18 protein-coding genes are annotated in these 21,747 nt (G+C 37.9%); 13 read left to right on the top strand and 5 right to left on the bottom strand.

Annotated elements, in window-relative coordinates; all coding sequences use genetic code 11:
• Positions 1 to 2: 2 nt before the first annotated feature.
• From JNG87_RS11035 to JNG87_RS11015, 5 genes are all read left to right on the top strand, one after another.
• On the top strand, positions 3 to 644 hold the full coding sequence (locus JNG87_RS11035; RefSeq protein WP_110009478.1) for a Crp/Fnr family transcriptional regulator: 642 nt from the start codon (positions 3 to 5) through the stop codon (positions 642 to 644).
• 254 nt (positions 645 to 898) lie between these two features.
• A complete protein-coding gene (locus tag JNG87_RS11030) occupies positions 899 to 1,693 on the top strand; it encodes a sulfite exporter TauE/SafE family protein (RefSeq protein WP_202838492.1) in 795 nt (264 codons plus the stop codon).
• A gap of 84 nt (positions 1,694 to 1,777) precedes the next feature.
• Complete coding sequence (locus JNG87_RS11025; protein ID WP_202838491.1) at positions 1,778 to 3,193, top strand: MBL fold metallo-hydrolase; 1,416 nt, start codon at positions 1,778 to 1,780, stop codon at positions 3,191 to 3,193.
• A gap of 5 nt (positions 3,194 to 3,198) precedes the next feature.
• The gene (locus JNG87_RS11020) at positions 3,199 to 3,762 is read left to right on the top strand and encodes a YeeE/YedE family protein (protein ID WP_202838490.1); all 564 of its coding nucleotides are present in this window, start codon (positions 3,199 to 3,201) and stop codon (positions 3,760 to 3,762) included.
• A gap of 26 nt (positions 3,763 to 3,788) precedes the next feature.
• Positions 3,789 to 4,268, top strand: a complete 480-nt coding sequence (locus tag JNG87_RS11015; protein ID WP_202838489.1) for a DUF6691 family protein — start codon at positions 3,789 to 3,791, stop codon at positions 4,266 to 4,268.
• 60 nt (positions 4,269 to 4,328) lie between these two features.
• Here the strand turns inward: JNG87_RS11015 and JNG87_RS11010 are convergent, their stop codons facing one another.
• The 4 genes from JNG87_RS11010 to JNG87_RS10995 all read right to left on the bottom strand — a co-directional run bounded on the left by JNG87_RS11010 (position 4,329) and on the right by JNG87_RS10995 (position 8,065).
• Positions 4,329 to 5,708 carry a TolC family protein gene (locus tag JNG87_RS11010; protein WP_238349565.1) on the bottom strand — a complete coding sequence of 460 codons (1,380 nt, stop codon included), beginning with the start codon at positions 5,706 to 5,708 and terminating at the stop codon, positions 4,329 to 4,331.
• Between the two features lie 22 nt (positions 5,709 to 5,730).
• Positions 5,731 to 6,888: an HlyD family secretion protein gene (locus JNG87_RS11005; RefSeq protein ID WP_202838487.1), complete on the bottom strand. Its 1,158-nt coding sequence runs from the start codon at positions 6,886 to 6,888 to the stop codon at positions 5,731 to 5,733.
• A gap of 5 nt (positions 6,889 to 6,893) precedes the next feature.
• On the bottom strand, positions 6,894 to 7,259 hold the full coding sequence (locus JNG87_RS11000) for a DUF3302 domain-containing protein (RefSeq protein ID WP_202838486.1): 366 nt from the start codon (positions 7,257 to 7,259) through the stop codon (positions 6,894 to 6,896).
• Positions 7,260 to 7,486: 227 nt separating this feature from the next.
• Positions 7,487 to 8,065 carry a Crp/Fnr family transcriptional regulator gene (locus JNG87_RS10995; protein ID WP_227943543.1) on the bottom strand — a complete coding sequence of 193 codons (579 nt, stop codon included), beginning with the start codon at positions 8,063 to 8,065 and terminating at the stop codon, positions 7,487 to 7,489.
• Between the two features lie 148 nt (positions 8,066 to 8,213).
• Between JNG87_RS10995 and JNG87_RS10990 the strand changes: the two genes are divergently transcribed.
• The 8 genes from JNG87_RS10990 to JNG87_RS10955 all read left to right on the top strand — a co-directional run bounded on the left by JNG87_RS10990 (position 8,214) and on the right by JNG87_RS10955 (position 20,662).
• Positions 8,214 to 9,209 (top strand): isoaspartyl peptidase/L-asparaginase family protein, encoded by a 996-nt coding sequence (locus JNG87_RS10990; protein ID WP_202838485.1) that lies wholly within the window; start codon positions 8,214 to 8,216, stop codon positions 9,207 to 9,209.
• 105 nt (positions 9,210 to 9,314) lie between these two features.
• A complete protein-coding gene (locus JNG87_RS10985; protein WP_202838484.1) occupies positions 9,315 to 9,875 on the top strand; it encodes a hypothetical protein in 561 nt (186 codons plus the stop codon).
• Positions 9,876 to 9,889: 14 nt separating this feature from the next.
• Positions 9,890 to 10,552 (top strand): copper homeostasis protein CutC, encoded by a 663-nt coding sequence (locus JNG87_RS10980; RefSeq protein ID WP_202838483.1) that lies wholly within the window; start codon positions 9,890 to 9,892, stop codon positions 10,550 to 10,552.
• 119 nt (positions 10,553 to 10,671) lie between these two features.
• On the top strand, positions 10,672 to 13,140 hold the full coding sequence (locus tag JNG87_RS10975) for a beta-mannosidase (RefSeq protein WP_202838482.1): 2,469 nt from the start codon (positions 10,672 to 10,674) through the stop codon (positions 13,138 to 13,140).
• A gap of 234 nt (positions 13,141 to 13,374) precedes the next feature.
• A complete protein-coding gene (locus tag JNG87_RS10970; RefSeq protein ID WP_202838481.1) occupies positions 13,375 to 14,283 on the top strand; it encodes an AEC family transporter in 909 nt (302 codons plus the stop codon).
• A 285-nt stretch (positions 14,284 to 14,568) separates the two neighbouring features.
• Entirely contained in the window at positions 14,569 to 17,016 is a 2,448-nt protein-coding gene (gene priA, locus JNG87_RS10965; RefSeq protein ID WP_202838480.1) for a primosomal protein N', read from the top strand.
• A gap of 161 nt (positions 17,017 to 17,177) precedes the next feature.
• The gene (gene dacB / locus JNG87_RS10960; protein WP_202838479.1) at positions 17,178 to 18,647 is read left to right on the top strand and encodes a D-alanyl-D-alanine carboxypeptidase/D-alanyl-D-alanine-endopeptidase; all 1,470 of its coding nucleotides are present in this window, start codon (positions 17,178 to 17,180) and stop codon (positions 18,645 to 18,647) included.
• An 83-nt stretch (positions 18,648 to 18,730) separates the two neighbouring features.
• Entirely contained in the window at positions 18,731 to 20,662 is a 1,932-nt protein-coding gene (locus JNG87_RS10955) for a M1 family aminopeptidase (protein WP_202838474.1), read from the top strand.
• Positions 20,663 to 20,731: 69 nt separating this feature from the next.
• On the opposite strand, the gene JNG87_RS10950 is transcribed toward JNG87_RS10955, so the two are convergent.
• Positions 20,732 to 21,610, bottom strand: coding sequence for a cupin-like domain-containing protein (locus JNG87_RS10950; protein ID WP_202838473.1), 879 nt, complete (start codon positions 21,608 to 21,610; stop codon positions 20,732 to 20,734).
• Between the last annotated feature and the right edge of the window lie 137 nt (positions 21,611 to 21,747).

Below are 21,747 nucleotides of genomic sequence, written 5' to 3'. Positions count from 1 at the left end.
AAATGCAGAACGACACGATACTTTCTTCAGAATTCTCATCATCACCAGAATTGGTAGAAAAACTGTATCAATATGGTATAACGAAGAATTACCATCAAGGAGATATTATTCTAGATGAAAATGCTTCCATCCGTTCCATTCCTATTGTGATGAAAGGAATGCTGAAAGTGATCAGAACAGAAGAAGACGGACGTGAAATTTTATTATACTACATCAAAGCCGGAGAAAGCTGTATCATGTCTTTTCTGGGCGGTATGCATAATGAAAAAAGCATTGTAAAAGCAGAGATAGAAGAGGATGCAGAAATACTTTTCTTACCCGTAGACAAAGTATCTTTATTCATCAAAGATCATCCGGAATGGCTGGATTATATCTTCAGACTGTATCATAAAAGATTTGAAGAGCTATTAGATATCATCAATGCCATCGCTTTCAAAAAAGTAGACGAAAGACTTCTCAACCTATTGCAGAAAAAATCTGAACTCACCGGCTCTGAAACGATTCATACCACTCATGAGCAGCTTGCCAATGAGCTGGGAACCGCAAGAGTAGTGGTGTCAAGACTTTTGAAGCAACTGGAAGAAGACGGAAAACTCATGTTAGGCAGAAATAAAATTACCCTCCTGAAAGCCCTGAACTCATAAATTCTCTCTCAATTTAATCAAAAATACTCATATTTCCCTTTCTTGGAAGGGTGGCAAAAGTTCAAAGAATTTTTGACGGGGTAGTTAAAGTCATTGCGAACCAAAGGTGAAGCAATCTCAAAGAAGCAGAATTACGCTAAATTCTTTGTGTCCTTTGTGAAATTATTCGTGTTTAAAAATCTCCTTATGTAACAAAAGTAGCTGTAGACTTTCATTCATATTCCCATTTTTGCATCAGAATTATTTGAATAGAAATGGAAATTATAGGATATACAGCGGCAGTTTTAATAGGTATTTCTCTGGGGTTAATCGGAGGAGGAGGAAGTATTCTCACGGTTCCTGTACTCGTTTATCTCTTTGGGATCGATGCTTTTCTGGCAACAGAATATTCCCTCTTTATAGTGGGGATGAGCAGTATTGCAGGTTCTGCATCGTATTTTAAAAAAGGACTGGTCAATTTTAAAATGGCGCTGGTGTTCGGAATACCTTCGGTAATCTCGATTTTTCTGACAAGACAATATATTCTTCCTCTGATTCCTGTAGAAATACTTCAAATACACAATTTTACCATTACCAGGAACATTTTTTTATTACTGGTTTTTGCCTGTTTGATGATTCTTGCTTCCTATAAAATGATTAAAAGCAATTCCTCAAAAGAAACTTTAGAAAACATTCAGGATGAAAATAATTTTTTTCTGGCAGCCGGACAGGGTTCAATAGTTGGTATTTTAACGGGACTGGTGGGAGCTGGAGGCGGTTTTATGATCATTCCGGCATTAGTGAATCTATTAAAAGTGCCCATGAAAACTGCAATAGGAACTTCCTTAGTGATTATTTCTTTCAATTCTTTAATCGGTTTCCTCTCTTCAGTAAACCAGGTGAAAATAGAATGGAAACTGCTGGTTTCTATTACGGTGATTGCTGTTGCAGGAATTATAATGGGCTCAAAACTATCAAAAAAGATAGACGGCAAAAAACTGAAACCTGCATTTGGGTGGTTTATCCTGATCATGGGTATTTATATCATTACGAAAGAAGTCTTTCTTTAATTTTCTTGTGTAACAAAAGTAGCTGTACAGGAAAAAGCAAAGCAGGAAATTTGTATCAGATAACAGAATAAAGAATAAAATACAATGAAAATAGAACAGATTTATACAGGATGTCTTGCTCAGGGTGCTTACTATATTACCTCAGCAGGAGAAGCTGCTATTATTGATCCTTTAAGAGAAACACAGCCTTATATCAACAGACTGAAAGAAGATGGAGTAAAATTGAAATACATCTTTGAAACCCATTTTCACGCAGATTTCGTAAGCGGACATCTGGATTTAAGCCATAAAACGGGAGCTCCGATTGTTTATGGTCCGACAGCCCATCCGGAGTTTGATGCCATCATTGTAGAGGATGAACAGATATTTGAAATCGGAGACATTAAAATTAAGGTTCTTCACACGCCGGGACACACTCTTGAAAGCACATGCTTTCTGTTGATTGACGAAAACGGTGTTGAAAAGGCCCTTTTTAGTGGTGATACCTTATTCCTCGGGGATGTGGGGCGTCCTGATCTCGCACAGAAAGGAGCCAATATGACGCAGGAAGAGCTGGCGGGACTCTTATATGATAGTCTATACAATAAGATTTTGCCTTTAGATAATGATATTACGGTGTATCCAGCTCATGGAGCCGGTTCAGCCTGCGGTAAAAATATGCAGAAAGAAACAGTAGATACTTTGGGGAATCAAAAAAGAACCAATTATGCCCTGAATCAAAAGGACAGACAGAGCTTTATAAAAGAAGTAACGGATGGTCTTTTACCTCCACCAGCTTATTTCGGAATGAATGTGATGATGAATAAAAAAGGGTACAGTAGTTTTGATGAAGTACTTTCAAAAGGGTTGCACGCTCTTTCTCCTGAACAGTTTGAGGAAATTGCTGAAGCCTCAGGTGCTTTGATTTTAGATGTAAGATCCAACCGTGAATTTGCCAAAGGTTTTATCCCACAGTCTATCAATATAGGATTGGATGGTGATTTTGCCCCGTGGGTAGGCGCTTTAATTGCTGATGTCAGCCAGCCTATTCTACTGGTTACTGAAAAAGGATATGAAGAAGAAGCGGTAACCCGTTTGAGCAGAGTAGGATTCGATCATATTTTAGGTTTTCTGGACGGAGGTTTTGAAAGCTGGAAAAAAAGCGGAAAGGAAACAGACCTTGTCAATCGCATCTCTGCAGAACAGTTTGAAAGTGAAATCAAAGGAAAAGAAGCGAAAATTATTGATATAAGAAAAGAAAGTGAATACAATGCAGAACATATTAATGAAGCTTACAGCAAACCTCTGGCCTATATCAATGATTGGATTCATAAGATAAAACCAACAGAACATTTCTACATGCATTGTGGTAGCGGTTACAGAAGTACAATGGCAGCGAGTATCCTTCAGGCAAGAGGCTACAGGAATTTTTCAGAAATTGAAGGAGGTTTTAAAGCCATTGCGTCTACAGATATTCCGAAAAGTGATTTTGTATGTCAGACTAAAATTTTAAATAAATAAAAAAGATGTTGGAGATTATAAAAGAACCCTGGCCATGGTATATTGCAGGTCCGTTGATCGGGCTTACCGTGCCAGCCTTATTGATTATGGGAAATAAATCCTTTGGAATCAGTTCCTCACTGAGGCATATCTGTGCCGCCTGTGTCCCTGCCAATGTGAATTTTTTCAGATACGACTGGAAAAAAGAAGCCTGGAATCTGTTTTTTGTCCTGGGAATTTTCTTCGGAGGACTGATTGCTGTCCATTTTTTGGTGAACCCTAATGAAATAACAGTGAATCCCAATCTGAAAGCTGAGCTGGCGGGCTACGGAATTACAGCTTACAACAATCTGGTCCCGTTACAACTGATGAATTTCGAAAGCCTGTTGACCCTTAGAGGATTTATTATGATGGTAGTGGGTGGGTTTTTGGTTGGTTTCGGAACAAGATACGCAGGAGGATGCACCAGCGGACATGCAATCATGGGACTTTCCAACTTACAGTGGCCTTCTTTGGTGGCAACAGTCTGTTTTATGATCGGTGGCTTTTTAATGGCTAACCTTATTTTGCCTATCATCCTTTCCCTATAAGTATAATTTAAAAAGAGAATTACATTATGATCAAAGAAAAAGAACAAAATATATATACCACTTGTGTAAACGAAAGTACGGCTAACCATCCATGGTATCACAATCTGAAATACCTCGCCGCTGGAATTATTTTCGGGATTATTTTTGTGAAAGCAGAAGTGATCAGCTGGTTCAGGATACAGGAAATGTTCCGTCTGCAGTCTTTCCATATGTACGGAATTATTGGAAGTGCTGTATTGGTGGGAATGATTTCAGTGTGGCTGATTAAAAAATTTAAAATAAAAACAATGTATGGGGAACCTATTACTCTGGCACCTAAAAAGTTTAATAAAGGTCAGATTTACGGTGGATTGATTTTTGGTTTTGGCTGGGCCATTACCGGAGCCTGTCCAGGGCCTCTTTTTGCTCAGATCGGAACAGGTGCTTTAGCCGTATCTGTTACCTTACTGAGCGCTATTGCCGGAACATGGGTATATGGATATTTCAGAGACAAATTGCCTCATTGATGCCTTATAAATTATAAAAAAGACTGCAGAGTATTTCTGCAGTCTCTCCAAGTATAAAAATTATGAATAAATAAAGTTCTCCGCACCTAAAGCCATATAAAGATTAATACGCTCTATTCTGTACTGAAGTTCCAGATTGATGAGGTTCATTTCATTTTTCAAAAGATCCCTTTGTTTACGGATCAGTACAAAACTGTTGCTGGTACCGACCTTTATTTGTTTCTCAGTTAGAGAAATATTGTTTTTCACTTCATTGACAGCGTTGGTTGTATAAGCCATCTGTCTTTCAATAGAACGGAGATTAGCTAAAGATGATTCCACTTCGTTCAGTGCATTCAGAACAGCTTTTGAATATTCTTCAACAACCTGTTTTTGCTGGGAATTTTTTACTTCCACATTCTTTTTAAGCTTTCCACCGTTGAACAGGGGAGAAACTAATCCTCCTCCCACTTTTATTAATGGATTGGAAAATAAAGAATTAATGGATTCCACATTACTTCCGGCACTACCAAGTGAAGAACTGATACTTAATGAAGGAAGTCTTGCCGCTTTAGCTTCCTGTACTTCATAAAAAGCCTTTTCGATCTGGAAATGACTTGCCTGTATGTCTGATCGGTTTTCAAGAAGTTCCAGAGGAAAAGATTCAGGAATACTGCTTTTTACAGAATTAAAGAAATTCTGGGTTGCCAGTTTTCCCTCCGGATACTTTCCGGTAAGAAGCTCCAGAGACCTTCTCGACTGCATATTGGCATTTTTAATCTTTTCAAGATAACCCTGCAGGGAAATAATTTCAGCAGAAATATTGGACACATCAATAGCATTTGCCGTTCCAACTTTCTTTTGAATGATGTAGAGCTTTTCCAGGTCTTTGGTCTTCTGAATATAGCTTTCAATCTTATTTTCCTGAATGTTTCCTGCAATATTCAGAAAATAAGCTTTGGCAATCATTCCTGCAATAGACTGATGCAGCAGTGTATTCTGATGTTTTGCAGAAAAATAACTGCTGGTGCCGGCCATCTGTGAAGATTTATTTTTACCCCAAAGGTCAATTTCCCAATTGGCTTTTAACGCAAGGCGCTGAACCTGGCTGCCACTGACCAGATTATTCGAAGTGTTGGCTACAGCACTTACGCTCGGATAAAGGTCGCTTCCGGCAATTTCCATTGCCAGCTCAATCTGGTTAAGCTTTTCTCTGGCAATAATAAGATCTGCATTGTATAACATTCCTTCTTTAACCAGGGCTTCCAGCTGTGAGGTTTTAAGATCATTGATCCAGTCGTAGGAAATTGATTTTGAATCTGCTTTTCTGTCAAAAATCCAGTCATCCGGAATTTGTAGATGAGTAGCAATTTCACTCTTTTCTTTAAGCTGATCTATATTTTCCTTCGTAGCTTCTTTATAACCGATGCAGGAGCTTAAAGATCCAGCAAGTATGCTCACTAAAATTAACTTTTTATACATGTTAATGAAGTTTAGGAATCAGGAAGTTGATTTTGCTGTTGATACGCACCATTACTTTTCTGATAAGATGAAGAGGTTTAATATGATCAGAATAAATAACTGCAGTTCCTCTTGCTCCCACTGTAAGCTGTTTCTGATTATCTTCCAGTACAAATTTGGCAATAAGCTTTCCATCGGTTTCCGGCAATTGTCTTGCCGTATCAGGAAGTCCGGCTGTAGAACCATTTCCGCCCAGCATTCCTCCTGCATTATTCATGATCCCCTGGCTGGTAGCATCAATGACGTATTCAAGTTTGGCCTTTACCACTTTTCCCGGCTCTGTTTTAAGTGCAAGTTCCACTTCATCTCCTTTTTTTACGGTTTCAAGCTCATTCTGAGCAAAAAATCCAATGACTGACTGCTGTTTCTGAATCAGAACAAATGCAGATTTGAAGGGTGCCATAATAGCTCCCTCATTCAGCTGAACATTCGGAATCACACCATCCGTAGGTGCCAGAACAACGGTTTGGGAGAGATTCCATTTAGCCTGTTCCAGCTTAGCCTGGATCTCAGACACTGATGAATTTTCTCCACCATAAGAAGCATTGGATTTTGTTTCCAAAGACTGCTGTTGTGACTGTGCAGCACTGATTCGGGATTGCAGATCACGTACATTGGTTATCGCCTGTTCAAGATCAAATTTGTTGGCAGCTCCAGCCTGTACAAGCTCCTGATATTGAGATACTCTTTTGTTGGCAAGATCAAGCTGTGACTGTAATGCCGTAATATTTTTTCTGGAGGCCGAAATGTCTGCATCATAAGAATGTACCGTGGCTTTCATACTGCTCAGTTTAGCTTCCAGTGATTTAATTTCCTGTAAATAGGGCTCCCTGTCAAGCATAAATAAAGTATCTCCCTTTTTTACTTCCTGGTTGGTACTTACATATACTTTTTTTACCTTTCCCAAAACCTGTGTGGTGATATCCACACTTCTGTTTCCTACCTTTACGTCAGAGGTAATGGGACAGTAATAATTTAAACTCAATATCAAGGCGATAGATCCGAAAATAGGCAGTGAATACACTATTACCTGTGTGGTAAATGTCCACGGGATCAATTTTAATTTTTTAATGAGAAGCCAGCAAATCCCGGCATATATTGCGACTAGTAATTCCAGCATGTCTTTTAATTTTCGATGGGTTTAAATTCTTCTTCAGGTAAATTTGTGTTGTCTGTTTCCTTTTCAGGAGTCGTTTGATTTCCATAATCATAGTTGGCCCAGATTAAGGCAACCGGCCATAAAAGGCCGCCAAAGACTAGAGAAAGAAGGCACATGCTTTTGATAGCGTTCAGTTGAGGATGATTTTTCTTTTCTGCTACCTTTTCCGGATAAATATGAACCTTCCAGAAGAGATAAATTCCGGCAACTGGCAATACAATTAGTATTAGCCAGGAAGCTCCATCGGCTATTTTGTCTTCAAGATTGCCTGTAGATGCCTGAGCAAAATTGCATGCCAGTAACAGGCAGAGAATGGTGGTTATTCTTTGCATAAATATATAATGGTAATAAAATTTTGACTTAAGAAAATACAGATTCAGATCCCGATGAATATCCGGACAATCACATATTAATCCTGTTAAGATGTAAAGACTATTCTATAAGGTGGAATGCTTTGAAGATGATTATATTTTTTTTCATTTGGTTTTTTTAGTGGTGAAGAACAAGTTTTTGACCGGACAAAATTATACTGAATGCAACAATTAAAAATATTCTTAAGTTATTTTTTTCCTTGATTCTTTTTTTTATTGTCGCGGGCAGTAATACGGGAAAGGGAATTGGGAGTGATGCCCAGAAAATTAGCAATGTATTTTCGGTTGGCATTTTGACAGACAAACGGATGGCTGTTCAGAAAATCTTCATAACGGGAAAGCGGCGAGCTCCTGCAGAACTGCTCTGTACGTGCTGATAAAATGCTGATAATCTGTTTCAACGATTTCAAATACAAATTGTAAATTCCTTTATGCTGAAAGGCAGTCTGCTCAAATTCACCTTTGTTAAAAAGAATAATCTGAGAATCAATCACGGCTTGTATGGTATACTTTTTAGTCCCTTCAGCAGAATAAGATTCCGGACTCTCCAGAAAGGCAACCTCTTTTTCTGAGGGCAGGAAAGTATTAATTTCAACTCCGTTTTCATCATCAAAGAAAAATCTCAAAAGACCATTGGTCAATATAAATAAATGGTTAAACGGCTGACCTGGCTCTAACAGTTTTTCTTTTTTCCGAAGAAGCTTAGGAGTACTGATGCTTGCAAGGACCTGGATTTCTTCATCCGATAATTCCTTAAAGCAATCCATTTTTCTAAAGGTTTTAAACATATATATTAATTAAAATAACCATTATAAAAATAATAAAAAATGGTAAAGAAAAATAGTGGGAAAACCATAAGATTTTCAACGGATTTTTTTAAGATATTTGCTTTGTATTAAATAATTTTGACATCCAATGAACAATAACCGAAGAAGTTTTATCAAAAAACTGGGAATTGCAACCGCAGCACTTACCATTAACCCTTTAGAACTAATGGCCGCAGAACGACCTGAAAGTAAAAAAGTCATCAATAAACCTATCGTTCTTTCCACCTGGAATTTCGGATTAAAAGCCAATGAAGAAGCATGGACCATCCTTGGAAAAGGAGGACGGGCTTTGGATGCCGTAGAAAAGGGAGTACGTCTTGTAGAACTAGATCCGAAAGAAAGAAGTGTAGGATATGGAGGCCGTCCGGACAGAGACGGAAGAGTGACGCTGGATGCATGTATCATGGATGAGAATTATAATATCGGTTCCGTAGCATGTCTAGAACATGTTAAAAACCCGATTTCGGTTGCAAGAGCTGTAATGGAAAAAACACCCCACGTTATGCTGGTAGGTGACGGTGCCCTGCAGTTTGCTCTTTCACAAGGTTTTAAAAAAGAAAATCTTCTTACTCCCGAATCAGAAAAAGAATGGAAAGAATGGTTAAAGACCAGCCAATACAAGCCCATTGCCAATATTGAAAACCATGATACCATCGGAATGATCGCTTTGGATGCACAAGGAAATCTTTCCGGAGCCTGTACTACCAGTGGAATGGCTTTCAAAATGCATGGCAGAGTAGGAGATTCCCCAATTATCGGAGCAGGTTTGTTTGTGGATAATGAAGTAGGAGCAGCTACGGCAACAGGTCATGGTGAAGAAGTCATAAGAACGGTAGGAACACATCTTGTAGTTGAATTGATGAGACAAGGCAGAAGCCCTCAGGAAGCCTGTAAAGAAGCTGTAGAGAGAATTGTAAAAATCAATCAGCGAAGAAACAAAAATCTGAAAGATATTCAGGTAGGTTTTATTGCCATCAATAAACAGGGAGAATATGGGTCTTATTGTATTCAGGATGGATTCAACTTTGCGGTGTACGATCAGAAAGGAAACCGCCTTGAAAAGCCTGAATTTGTTTTGAAATAATTAATATTCAATAGGAACGGGCTATAATCCTGAGCATAGACGAAGGAAGCCCATTTAAACAAATCAATGACACCTGGTAGCTTTAGCCAAAACATAAAAACAAATATGAAAAGAACGATCATTGCTTCCTTATTACTCTTTATTGCTTGTAAGGAAGAAAAGAAGGAGATTAAGACAGATGTAAAACCAGTACAGATAGAAGAAAAAGTAGTTTTGCATAATGAGTCCAATGAGGCAGAAGATGCTAAGAAATGGCTGGAAAAGAGTATTGTAGATTACTTTAAAGCCGATATCGGAAGTGAAGAAAAGAATATGCGGAAAATCACAACCAAAGACTACTTCGATTATAAAATGGATGCAATGAATGTTGACCTGGATGTAAGCGGAGGCCTTACTGAAAAAGAATTTCAGGATAAATGGAAAACCAGATTTGATGTAAGAAAAGCAGGTGTTGGAGCGGGCTTTCTGATTGCACCACAGGATTGGGATAAAATTGAAGTTGAAAGCTGTGATTTAGAACTCTCCTCAACAGATGAATATCTCTTCAATGTAGTGCTGACAGACAAAAATTTTAAAGCAGAATATCCGTCAGTAATAAAAGTAGTAAAAGAAAACGGTTCTTTTTTGATTGCAGATGTACTGCAGGAAGAACCAAAATCAAATTAAATAGATACAATACAATGTCAAAAATAGAAATAGCTTGTTTTAATCCTGAATCAGCGATTATCGCTTTTGAAAACGGGGCAGACAGAATAGAATTATGTGATGGACTCAGTGAAGGCGGAACTACTCCGGATTTTGAAACGATGAAGAAGCTTCGTGAAAAAATTACAATCCCGATTTTTGTGATGATCCGTCCGAGAGGTGGAGATTTTACGTATTCAGATTCGGAATTTGCACAGATGAAAAATGACTTGGCTCATTTAAAATCATTACATGCAGACGGTTTTGTATTCGGTATTCTGGATGAAAATAATGAGGTTAATATAGAACAGAATAAAGCTTTAGTAGAATTGGCAACGCCATATCCATGTACTTTTCACCGTGCTTTTGACCGTGCTGCAAGCCTGGAAGAATCTCTGGAAAAAGTAATCGAATGTGGTTTTACAACCATTCTTACCTCCGGTCAGAGACCCAATGTATCAGAAGGAAAAGAGAATCTGAAAAAGCTTGTTGAATTATCCAACGGAAGAATAGAAATACTTGTCGGAGGTGGTCTGCGTTCATCCAATATTGAAGAGATTAGAGCAGTTACCCATGCGGGTTACTTCCATTCTTCAGCCATTACGGATGGTGGGGCTTTTGCGAATGCTGATGAAGTGGTTGCATTGAAGAATAAATAATATGCACTCTGGTTGTCATTCCAAGCGTAGCGGGAATCTAGACTGATAAAATAGAGATTCCTTCGTTCCTCGGAATGACAAAATCATTGGTATGATAACAATTGTAAACAAATTTATTGATGAATAAAACGATCCTTTTTGTTTTCCTTTTTATGCAGAATACCCTTTCCGCGCAGTTTTCACAAAGAAGCTTGTCTTTGGAGAACTGGCAGTTTAAAAATTCAAAAGATCAAAACTGGCTTCCTGCAAAAGTTCCGGGAACCGTTCATTTGGATTTAATGGATAATAAGATCATTCCTGATCCTTTTAAGGATGAAAATGAAAAGAAAGTACAATGGGTTGAAAATGAAGACTGGGACTACCAGACCTCATTTACTATTTTACCTCATGAACTAAAGAATGAAAACATTGATCTGGTTTTTAACGGATTGGATACATTTTCAGAAATTTATCTTAACGGAAAACTGTTAAAGAAAACAGATAATATGTTCCGTAAATGGAATATTCCTGCAAAACAATATTTAAAACCGGGTCATAATACATTGCAGATTAAGTTTACATCCGCTGTGAATACCGGAAAGGAATTAGCGAAAAAAATTCCGTTCACTATGCCGGAATCACCAAGAAGTTTTGTGAGAAAAGCACAATACCAGTTTGGATGGGATTGGGGACCAAGGCTGGTTACTGCAGGAATATGGAAAGATGTTCAGCTGGAATTCTGGAATAATGCTAAAATTATTACGGTTAAGGATATTCAGAAAAGAGTTTCCGGCACTTCTGATAATTTGCGCTTTGATTTTGAAATTTATGCTCAAAATGCCGGAGATTATACCTTGGATCTTAATAAAATTCACCAAAAAATATCTTTAAAAAAAGGGATTAATAAGATATCGGTTCCTTATGAAACAAAAGGAATGAAGCTCTGGCAGCCTAACGGGCGTGGTGAAGCTCATCTTTATGATTTTGAAGTGAAGCTTTCCAAAGATCAGAGAAATATTGATGCTAAAAATATCAGGATAGGCTTAAGGACCGTTGAATTGATTCAGGAAAAAGATGAAAAGGGAAAATCATTCTATTTTAAAGTGAATGGGCAACCACTGTATATCAAAGGAACCAACTGGATTCCGGGAGATAGTTTTTCGCCGAGAATGACCAAAGAAAAATACCAGAAACTGATCAGGGATACCAAAGAAGCCCATATGAATATGATCCGTATCTGGGGCGGAGGTATTTATGAAGATGATGAATTCTACAAAGCTTGTGATGAAAACGGGATATTAGTATGGCAGGATTTTATGTTTGCGGGAAGCTTTTATCCGGCAGATGAAGCATTTTTAAACAATGTAAAAGAAGAAGTAAAAGACCAGGTCAACAGACTTCAGAATCATCCGTCCATTGCTTTGTGGTGCGGGAATAATGAAATTGATGAAGCGATTGTCAACTGGGGCTATCAGAAACAGTTTAAATATTCAAAAAATGACTCTCTTCAGGTTTGGAAAGATTATAAGAAGCTGTTTCATGAGGTAATTCCTAATGCATTGGCAGAAAATCTGAAATCGGATAAAAATATATATTGGCCAAGTTCTCCCTCCATTGGTTGGGGACATAAAGAAAGTCTTACCGAAGGGGATTCTCATTACTGGGGCGTTTGGTGGGGTGAACAGCCTTTTGAAATTTACAACGAAAAAGTAGGGCGTTTCATGTCTGAATATGGCTTTCAGGGTACACCAACTCTTGAAACGACAAAATCAATGTTCTCCGGAACTCCGGATTTAAGCCTTCAGAATCCAACCATTAAAGCTCACGAAAAACATATCCGCGGCTGGGATATTATTAATGAATATCTGAAGCGTGATTACAAAATTCCAACGGACTTTGTACAATACAACTACGTTTCACAGCTCTTGCAGGCAAGAGGAATGCAGATCGCTATTGAAGCTCACCGCCGTGCAAAACCTTACAATATGGGAACCTTGTATTGGCAGCTCAACGATTGCTGGCCGGTAGTTTCCTGGTCTTCCATTGATTATCTTGGAAACTGGAAAGCCTTCCACTATCAGGCGAAAAGAAGCTTTGAACCTGTTTTGGTATCAATAGCGGAAACCGAAAAAAGCTATGATGTCTATCTGATAAGCGATCTCCTGAAAGAACTGAAAACAGAGACAAAATTTGAATTGATTGATTTTAAAGGAAAAATACTTTGGAAAGCCAGTCAGTCAAATCTTATTAATGCTGATGCAAGCAAGAAAATACGAAGTATCAGTAAATTGGAATTGTCTCAGTTTGATTTGTCGGGAGCTGTTTTAAAAATCAGTTCCGAAAAAGACACAAAATTCGAAAAGCTGTTCTTCTTTAGTAAACCAAAAGATCTGAAACTCTTACAACCTGATATTAAAATCAGAAAAATATCACCCACTGAAATTGAAATCTCAACAGATACGCTGGCTAAGGACATTTATTTAATCGGTGATACTCATTTCAGCGATAATTTCTTTGACCTGCTTCCGGGAACTTCAAAAAGTATTACCCTTTCAAAGCCTTTGGAAAATATAGAGGTGATGAGTCTTTGGGAGGTGATAAAGAAGTAAAATATATTTTTGAAAAAACTCTTAAGAAGTCAGAAGTCAACCCTTGTCAAGGTTTTAAACCTTGACAAGGGTTATAAATTTCCGGAAGGTAGATCTCCAAACCTTATAGGTTTTCAAAACCTATAAGATTTAATACTGAAAAGTTTCATTAGAAATTCTCCCGAAAAAAATATAAATTTTACCCCCTCCAACTCAAAAATCAGCCGTAAATTTGCCTCATATTTTATTACAGTTATGGTAAATTTTGTTCTGATTGCAGTGTGTATCATTGCAGGAATGATATTCAAAGCAACAAAATCTATCCACCCCGATGCTCACAAAGGCATCAATACCTGGATTCTTTATCTTGCTCTTCCGGCAGTTTCGTTTAAATATCTGCCCAAAGTAAAATGGACAACAGAAATGCTGTTCCCGATTGCAGCCACATTTTTAATTTCGGTGTTCTGTTTCTTTTTTATGATGTTTTACAGTAAAAGCAGGGGATATTCAAGGCGGTCCAGAAGTACGTTGGAATTGGCAAGCGGGTACAGTAATACTTCATTCATCGGATTTCCCTTAATCAGTGCCTTTTATGGCGAAGGGCTTCTGAGTATCGCAATCATGTGTGACCAGACCATGTTTTTTGCCCTTTCCACACTCGGAATTATTGCTGCCGTAAAAGGAGGCAGTAAATCCGGAAAAGTAAGTGCAATATTCATTTTAAAAAGACTCATTACATTCCCTCCATTAATTGGTTGTATATCTGCTTTGGTTTTGTCTCAGTTTATTGATTTTACTGTTGCGGAACCGTTTTTTGACAAGCTGGCAGCCACGGTAAGTCCCTTAGCTCTGTTTTCAGTCGGGTTACAGCTGAAATTCAATGGATGGAAAAAACTGATTCCTCAGATGTCGATGTCTATGCTTTATAAATTGATTCTGGCACCCGCAATTGTTCTGGGAATGGCTCTGTTATTCGGAATAAAAGGAGATGTGGCTAAAATTACAGTATTTGAAGCAGCGATGCCAACATTGGTTACTTCAAGTATTATTGCAGAACAGTTCAGGCTGAACTCAAAACTGACCAACCTGATCATTGGAGTCAGTATCATTGTAGGATTTATTACGTCTGCATTTTGGTATCAGATTACGGAACTTCTTTTTTAGTTTTTCATGAATCCTTTCTTCGATCCTTTCTGAATTTGTGGTTGTTCTTTTATCCACACGCTTTGTCATTCCGCAGGAATCCAGCCTGTCATATCATTTTTTTTGATCAATGTAATTCTAGACATTAAAAAATATCTGAATGGGTTACATTCCTACGGAATGGAAATAAGGAGAAAGTAAAGAATAGAATGCAGTTTAAGGTTCTTGGTTAAAGATTACTAAAGAATCTCCACAAAGTTGCAGTTCTCTCAGGAAAATTCTAATTTTACACTTTAAATATTTCCCTTGCAATACGCTCAAATTGTTTTACCCCTCAACCTGAAAGGATCTTTCACTTATAAAGTTCCTCAGGAAATGATGTCTGAAATCCAACCAGGAATGCGTGTTCTGGTACCATTTGGTGGAAAAAAGATCTATACGGGAATCGTGTTTGAGCTTCATGATAATGCACCGGAAAACTTTGTAGCCAAGGAAGTCATCAGCATGCTGGATGATCAACCGATTCTTCCTCATGAACAGATTGATTTCTGGAACTGGCTTTCGGAATACTATTTGTGCAGCCTCGGAGAAATTTACAGGTTTTCGTTTCCTTCTTCTTTAAAACTGGAAAGTGAAACCTATTTAAAACTAAAACCAGGAGCCATTATAGATTTTGAAAATCTGGATGTTAACGAAATGTATCTGATTCAGGCACTGGAAGTACGGCAGTTGATTAATCTTACAGATATTGAAACTTTTATTCCTAAAAAAGATATCATCAGAACCATCAATTCTCTGATTGATCTTCAGTACATTGAAATTGATGAGAAAATTGCTGAAAAGTATAAAGCCAGAGAAGTTGCTTATGTGAGAATTAATGATGAGGTTCTGGCCAATCAAAATCTTACGGATATTCTTTTAAAACTGAACAGAGCGCAGAAACAGAAAGATCTTTTCCTTCTTATATTGGAAAAACAGACGGAACATCCTGACGTTCCTATTAAAAAATCTGAACTGTTTGAAGACGGTTATTTCGGAAGTTCCCACTTCAAACCTTTGGCAGACAAAGGCCTTGTGGAGGAATACTTTATGCAGAAAGACAGGATTGAAAGCTATGAAGGAGAAATCGAGGAACTTGAAGAGCTTTCCGAACAGCAGAAAACAGCAAAAGCTGAAATTGATGAAGCTTTTGAAGAAGGGAAGAATGTTCTGCTTCATGGCGTTACTTCATCAGGGAAAACCCATATCTATTTAGAGAAAATTGATGAATGTGTCCGTGACGGAAAGAATGTTCTGTTTTTGCTTCCGGAAATTTCGCTTACCAAACAGATTACCCAGAGATTAGAGAAGAAGTATGGAAGACAGCTCGGTTTTTATCACCAGAAACTGACTGATTTTGAAAGAGTGGAAGTATGGAGAAGAATTAAGCAGAACGACATCCGTATTCTGATCGGAACCCGTAATGCTTTGTTTTTACCTCACCAGAATCTGGGGCTTATTGTCGTTGATGAAGAACATGATTCTGCGTACAGACCAAGGGAAGTTTCCCCTTATTTTAATGCTAAAGACGCTTCTCTGGTTTTAGGCAGGCTGTATAAGGCAGGAGTGATTCTGGGATCAGCTACCCCTTCTGTTGAAAGCTACTACAGTGCCAGGAAAGATAAAATGAAATACGTTTTCCTGAATGAAAGATTCGGGAATGTCAATCTGCCGGAATATGAACTGATCAATTTCAAGGAAGCTCAGGAATCTAAAAAGGTTTCAGGGAACTTTTCTCTGAAGCTTATCGAAGAGATTAAGAAAACGGTGGATGAAAAGAATCAGGCAATCGTTTTACACAATCGTCGTGGCTATTCCAATGTCATAGAATGTGAAAGCTGTGGCTATGTGAACTACTGCTCTAATTGTGATGTGGTCATGACGTATCACAAAGCGGCAAATGAAATGAAATGCCACTATTGCGGGCAAAGAGCTTCAAAACCGAAAACCTGCCCGAAATGTAATTCTGAAAAGCTGAACGAAAGAGGAGTAGGTGTAGAACAGATTCATGAAGAGGTTACCAAATTGTTTCCGGAAAATAAAGTAGACAGGATGGATGTAGACTCCATGCGCAAAAAATTCGCCTACGAAAAATTGTACGAAAAGATTGAAGACGGAGAAACAGATATTATTGTAGGAACCCAAATGATTTCCAAGGGACTGGATTTTGATCATATTGAACTCGTTACCATCCCAAAAGCAGATTCCTTATTATATGTACAGGATTTCAGAGCAGAAGAAAGAGCGTATCAACTGATCACACAGGTTTCAGGAAGGGCTGGCAGGGTTTCCGGAAAAGGAAGGATCCTTATTCAGACCTTTAATCCTGATCATTCTGTATTTCAGCTCATCAAGATGAATAATCCTGCCAAGATCTATAAATATATCCTTACAGAACGTCAGAAATTTCATTATCCACCTTTCACCAAGCTCATTATGATTGAGTTGAAACACAGAAGAGAGGATAAAGCCGACCGGGCATCACAGTTTCTGGGCTCTATCCTCAGAAAATATCTTCCTGAAGAATGTGTTTTAGGTCCGGAAAGAGCACCGATTGCAAAACTGAATAACTTCTATCAGTTCCAGATTATGCTGAAGCTTCCCCGTGGGAAAAATTATGAAAAATTCAAAAAAATGGTTTTGATAAGTTTGAAAGAATTTGATGAAATCACTGCGTATCAAAGCATTAAAAAAGATGTTTTTGTTGATTTTTAACAATTTTTAACAAACTTTACACTCTTTTATAACGGGGCGGTGGTCCGTTATATAACAATAATTTCTACTTTTGGACGTTGATTAAGTGTTTGGCTCTTTTACTGAATGATTTAACCTTTCATTTTTTATAGAGTCAAAACTACAGAACAAAAAGAAGATAGATGGTAAATTTCAGAAAATATATTTCAAGTGCGGCGGTGTTGGCTTCTGGTCTTTTCCTGGCTCAATCTACCGTTTCTACCGTTCTTTATTCCCAGAATTATGACAATCAGAAAAGCAGTTTAAACCTGCCTTCACCCGTTAGTACGATAGTGGAGAAAACTGTTTTGTCAGCAAAAGAACTGGTGGACATTAATGTAAACACAATGATGGCGGATCCTGTGCTGAAAAATGCAACCTGGGGATTCGTAGTGTATGACCCGAAAACGAAGAAGGTTATCTCTTCGTACAACGAAAATACTCCTTTAGTACCTGCTTCTACGACCAAATTGTTGACAACGGAAACGGCTTTAAATATGCTGGGTGAAAACTACCGTTGGATGACTCAGCTGGAGTACTCAGGAACTATAGATGAAAACGGAGTGTTGAATGGAAATCTTTATGTAATAGGAAGCGGAGACCCTTCTTTGGGAACAAACAAAGCAGGTGCAGCATCTTATAGAGATATTATTTCAGATTTCGTAGGCGGTGTTTCAAGAGAGGGAATCAAAAAGGTAAATGGTGATATTATCATTCAGACAGCGCTTTTCAAAGGCAATATTTCAGTGCTTCCGGAAAATGTTGTATGGTTGGAAAACAATAACTATTATTTACCTGCAGGAAGTACCCGCGATATCAACCCGGCCAACGAAAAACTGATCGTTAAAAAAGGTGGTTTCTCTACAGAAAAGAAATTTTTCTACGTTTCTCCTTACAATCATCAGATGGTATATGCTGATAAATACGAAGGAAACGGAGTTTTAACAACCAAACTTCCTGATGCACCGGCTTACCTTGCCAACTCTTTCAGAACAACACTGATGAAAAGCGGAATTCCTGTTACCGGAAAAGTAACTCCGAAAATGACAGATGCAGCCCCTGAAAACAGAAAAATGCTTTCAGCATATAAATCACCTACTTTAAGTGATATTATTTATTATACCAACCAGCACAGTGATAATTCACTGGCAGAAGCTTTGTTAAGAACGGTAGGATATCAGAAAATGGGCGACCAGACTTCAGAATCCGGAAGAATCGTGGTGACTAATCACCTGAAAGATGCAGGTTTTGATATGGTTGGACTTAATTACATTGATGGGAGCGGGCTTTCAAGAAGTAATAATGTAACCCCGATTTCTCAGGTGAAATTTCTTACTTCTCTGATGGATCAGAAATACTACAGATCTTATCTGACTTCTCTGCCCATCGGAGGGCAATCCGGAACATTGAAAAGAATGTTCAATGCAGGAGGGAACGGACAGGTTTTTGCGAAAACAGGAACTTTGAATAAAGTAAAAACATTAGCCGGTTATCTGAAAACCAATTCAGGAAAAACGTTGGTTTTTTCTTTAATGGTGAATAACTATTCCGGATCAGTAGATATGGTAAAGAAGAGAATGGAAAAAATTCTTGAACCCGCACTGGATCTTTAAAAATTTTTTATTTTATATATTATAACAGCCTTTTAATCATGGATTAAAAGGTTTTTTTTATATTTGATTAAATTTTTCAAAACATGACAAAATTGTACCTTTTGGTGTTGGGATTTCTATTTTCCCAACAGTTCTATAGCCAGAAGCAAGAACAAAACATTGATATGAAGGGACTCGTTGAAAAAGAGAAAAAATCCTTCACTCAAAAAATGAATATCGGGAATATTAATCCCAATACCCTGAATTACGACCTGCAGTATCAGAGAATGGAAGTCAGCCTTGATCCTGCGGTGTATAATATTTCCGGTTCGGTAACTTCACATTTTAAACCTACTCAAAGTATGGGAAGCATCTATTTTGATCTTTCCAATTCGTTAACGGTTTCTCAGGTGAAATACCACGGAACTAACATTACAAGCTTTCAGCAGCTTCCTTCAAAAGAACTGAAGATTGATTTTCCAGCTTCTATTCCTGCCAATACACTGGACTCTCTTACCATTTATTATGCTGGAGCACCGTCCACAAGTAATGATGCATTCAAAACTGCTCTTCAGAGCGGAACTCCAGTTCTTTCTACTTTGAATGAACCTTATGGCGCCCAGGACTGGTTTCCGACAAAGCAAAGTTTAAATGATAAAATTGAAAGATTTGATTTTAAAATTACAACTCCATCGAACTACAGCGTAGCAGCGAATGGAAAGCTGATGTCTGAAACTTTTCCTACAGGAAACACTAAACTTACGTTCTGGAGAACAATGTATCCTACACCGGCATATCTGATCGCGCTGTCCATTACCAACTTTGTTAAGCTTAATGATACCATCGGAAATCCTCCGTTTCCTTTTGTGAATTATATTTATCCGTCTACGAATTCAAATGCCACCAGTATAGCCAATATCAACTGGACAAAGCAGGTGATGGATACTTTTGAAACCTATTTTGGATCTTATCCTTTCCGTAATGAAAAATATGGTCACATGGAATTTATGTATGGAGGAGGAATGGAACATCAGACCATGTCTTCTATGGGAGGATGGAGCAAACAGCTGATTGCCCATGAACTTACTCACCAGTGGTTTGGGGACAAGGTAACCTGTGGTGCATGGAATGATATCTGGCTGAATGAAGGTTTTGCAACTTTTGGAGAACATGTTGCCAACGAAAAACTATTGATGACCAACACAGAATTTCTGAATTATTTACAAGGTCAGTCTAATTACATTACCGCAAGTACAACAGGAAGTGTGTATGTGCCGGATTCCGGACTTTCCAGTATTAATAGAATATTCGACAGCAGATTGTCTTACGCCAAAGGAGGATATGTGCTGAGAATGCTGAAATGGATTTTAGGTGATGCTGTATTTTATCAGGCGCTTAAAGATTACCATGCGAGACCGAACCTGGCATACAGCTATGTGCGTACAGCTGATTTCAACGCTTCTCTGCTTCAGTCAACCGGAACAGATTTTACAGAATTTTTCAATGACTGGGTCTATGGAGAAGGATATCCTACGTACACCATCAAGTGGATGCAGGGCGGAAATCAGGCTTTATTTAAAGTTTCTCAGACACAAAGCAGTCCTACCGTTGGCTTTTTTGAAATGCCTTTACCAATTAAAGTGACAGGAACTGCAGGCCAGACTGCTTATTTTGTCCTTAATAATACATCCAATAATCAAAGCTTTTTACAGTCGGTAACATTTCCTATTGCAAGTGTTCAGTTTAATTATGAATATCAGATTCTTGAGAAAAATTCTACAGTTGTTCAGGATAATACATTAAGTGTTTCTTCTGTTGAGAAAGAAGAATTTGGTTTGTATCCGAACCCTGCAAAAAATGAAATTAATCTGAAAGGAATTAATAAGGCTATGGACTTTACGATTCATGCCATAGACGGAAAACTGGTAGGAAAAGGAACGTATCAGCCGGGTAAAGCGATTGGAATAGCAGAATTAGCTCCCGGAGCTTATTTCATTACGATTGATGAAAAGAATATCAAATTTATCAAACATTAAAAATAACAAATGGTGAAGTATGAATGAGTACTTTTACCAAAGTGAATCATAATATCACAAAAGAAGCTTTCAGATTTGAAAGCTTCTTTGTTTTCTTGCTGCTCTGGCTCCTCTTTTTCTGGCCGTTTTCACTTTGTATTCAAACCATTTTTCTTTGAATATTTTACGCATCAGATTATCAAAATGTCTTGTGATGACTAAATTTTTGAAGCCACGCCATTTTTCAAGAGGACTTGAGGGAAGTGCCCTCACTGATATCGAATAACCTTCCGTATCATATTGAATATAATGCCACCAGCCGGAAGGAATATAAAGGGTTTCACCAGGACGAATGATAGCTTCATAGCCATTTAAATAAAGAAGGGCCGGATATTTTTTGTAATCAGGATTTTTAATCTGAGCCAGACTATGGAAATTGTAGGGCAGCTTATACATAAAATCAGACTGTTCCCACGGGAAGAGCCAGATTCTCTTGTTTCCCTGAAACTGTGTGATAAAAACATGGGACATGTCAATATCAATATGATTTCTGGTGACAGAACCTTCTCCTCCAAAAAACATAAAGGGCAGCCATTTCAGTATTTTACCATTCGTTACATCATTGTAGATGAGGTCATTCTTCAATTCAGGTTTTATTTTCAGTAAATTAAATAAGAAAAGCCTGTGTTCGGTGGGAGCAGATTGGATGAGATCCAGATATTCTGAAAATGTAGTCTGTGCAATAGGATCACTGGCCACTCTGTCCAGGGAATCAAGCTCACTTCCGTAGATGTTAACTTTATGATCTCCTGCAATCTCTTTGAAATACTCATAATTCCACTTTTTAAAAGCTGGACTTTCCGGATGCACAAAGTCCTCAATAATAACCGGAATTCCCGGCTTCATGTGGTTATTGATAAAGGTTCCTGAACTGATCGTCTTTATTTTTTGTACCGGCTTTAATCTCATGCATTAAAATTTTAAACAAATATAAATATTATCCTACTAAATTTGTAGACTAATAATGTTAAAAGTGAAAGCCTTTTCAATTTTTTAGAATTAAACTGATAAAAGGTTTTATTTTACTGCCTTTTTAGTAAATTAGC

The organism is Chryseobacterium cucumeris (assembly GCF_016775705.1).
Classification (GTDB): Bacteria; Bacteroidota; Bacteroidia; order Flavobacteriales; family Weeksellaceae; genus Chryseobacterium; species Chryseobacterium cupriresistens.
Note: the sequence above shows the minus strand (reverse complement) of the source record. Positions and strands in the feature narration are given on the sequence as shown.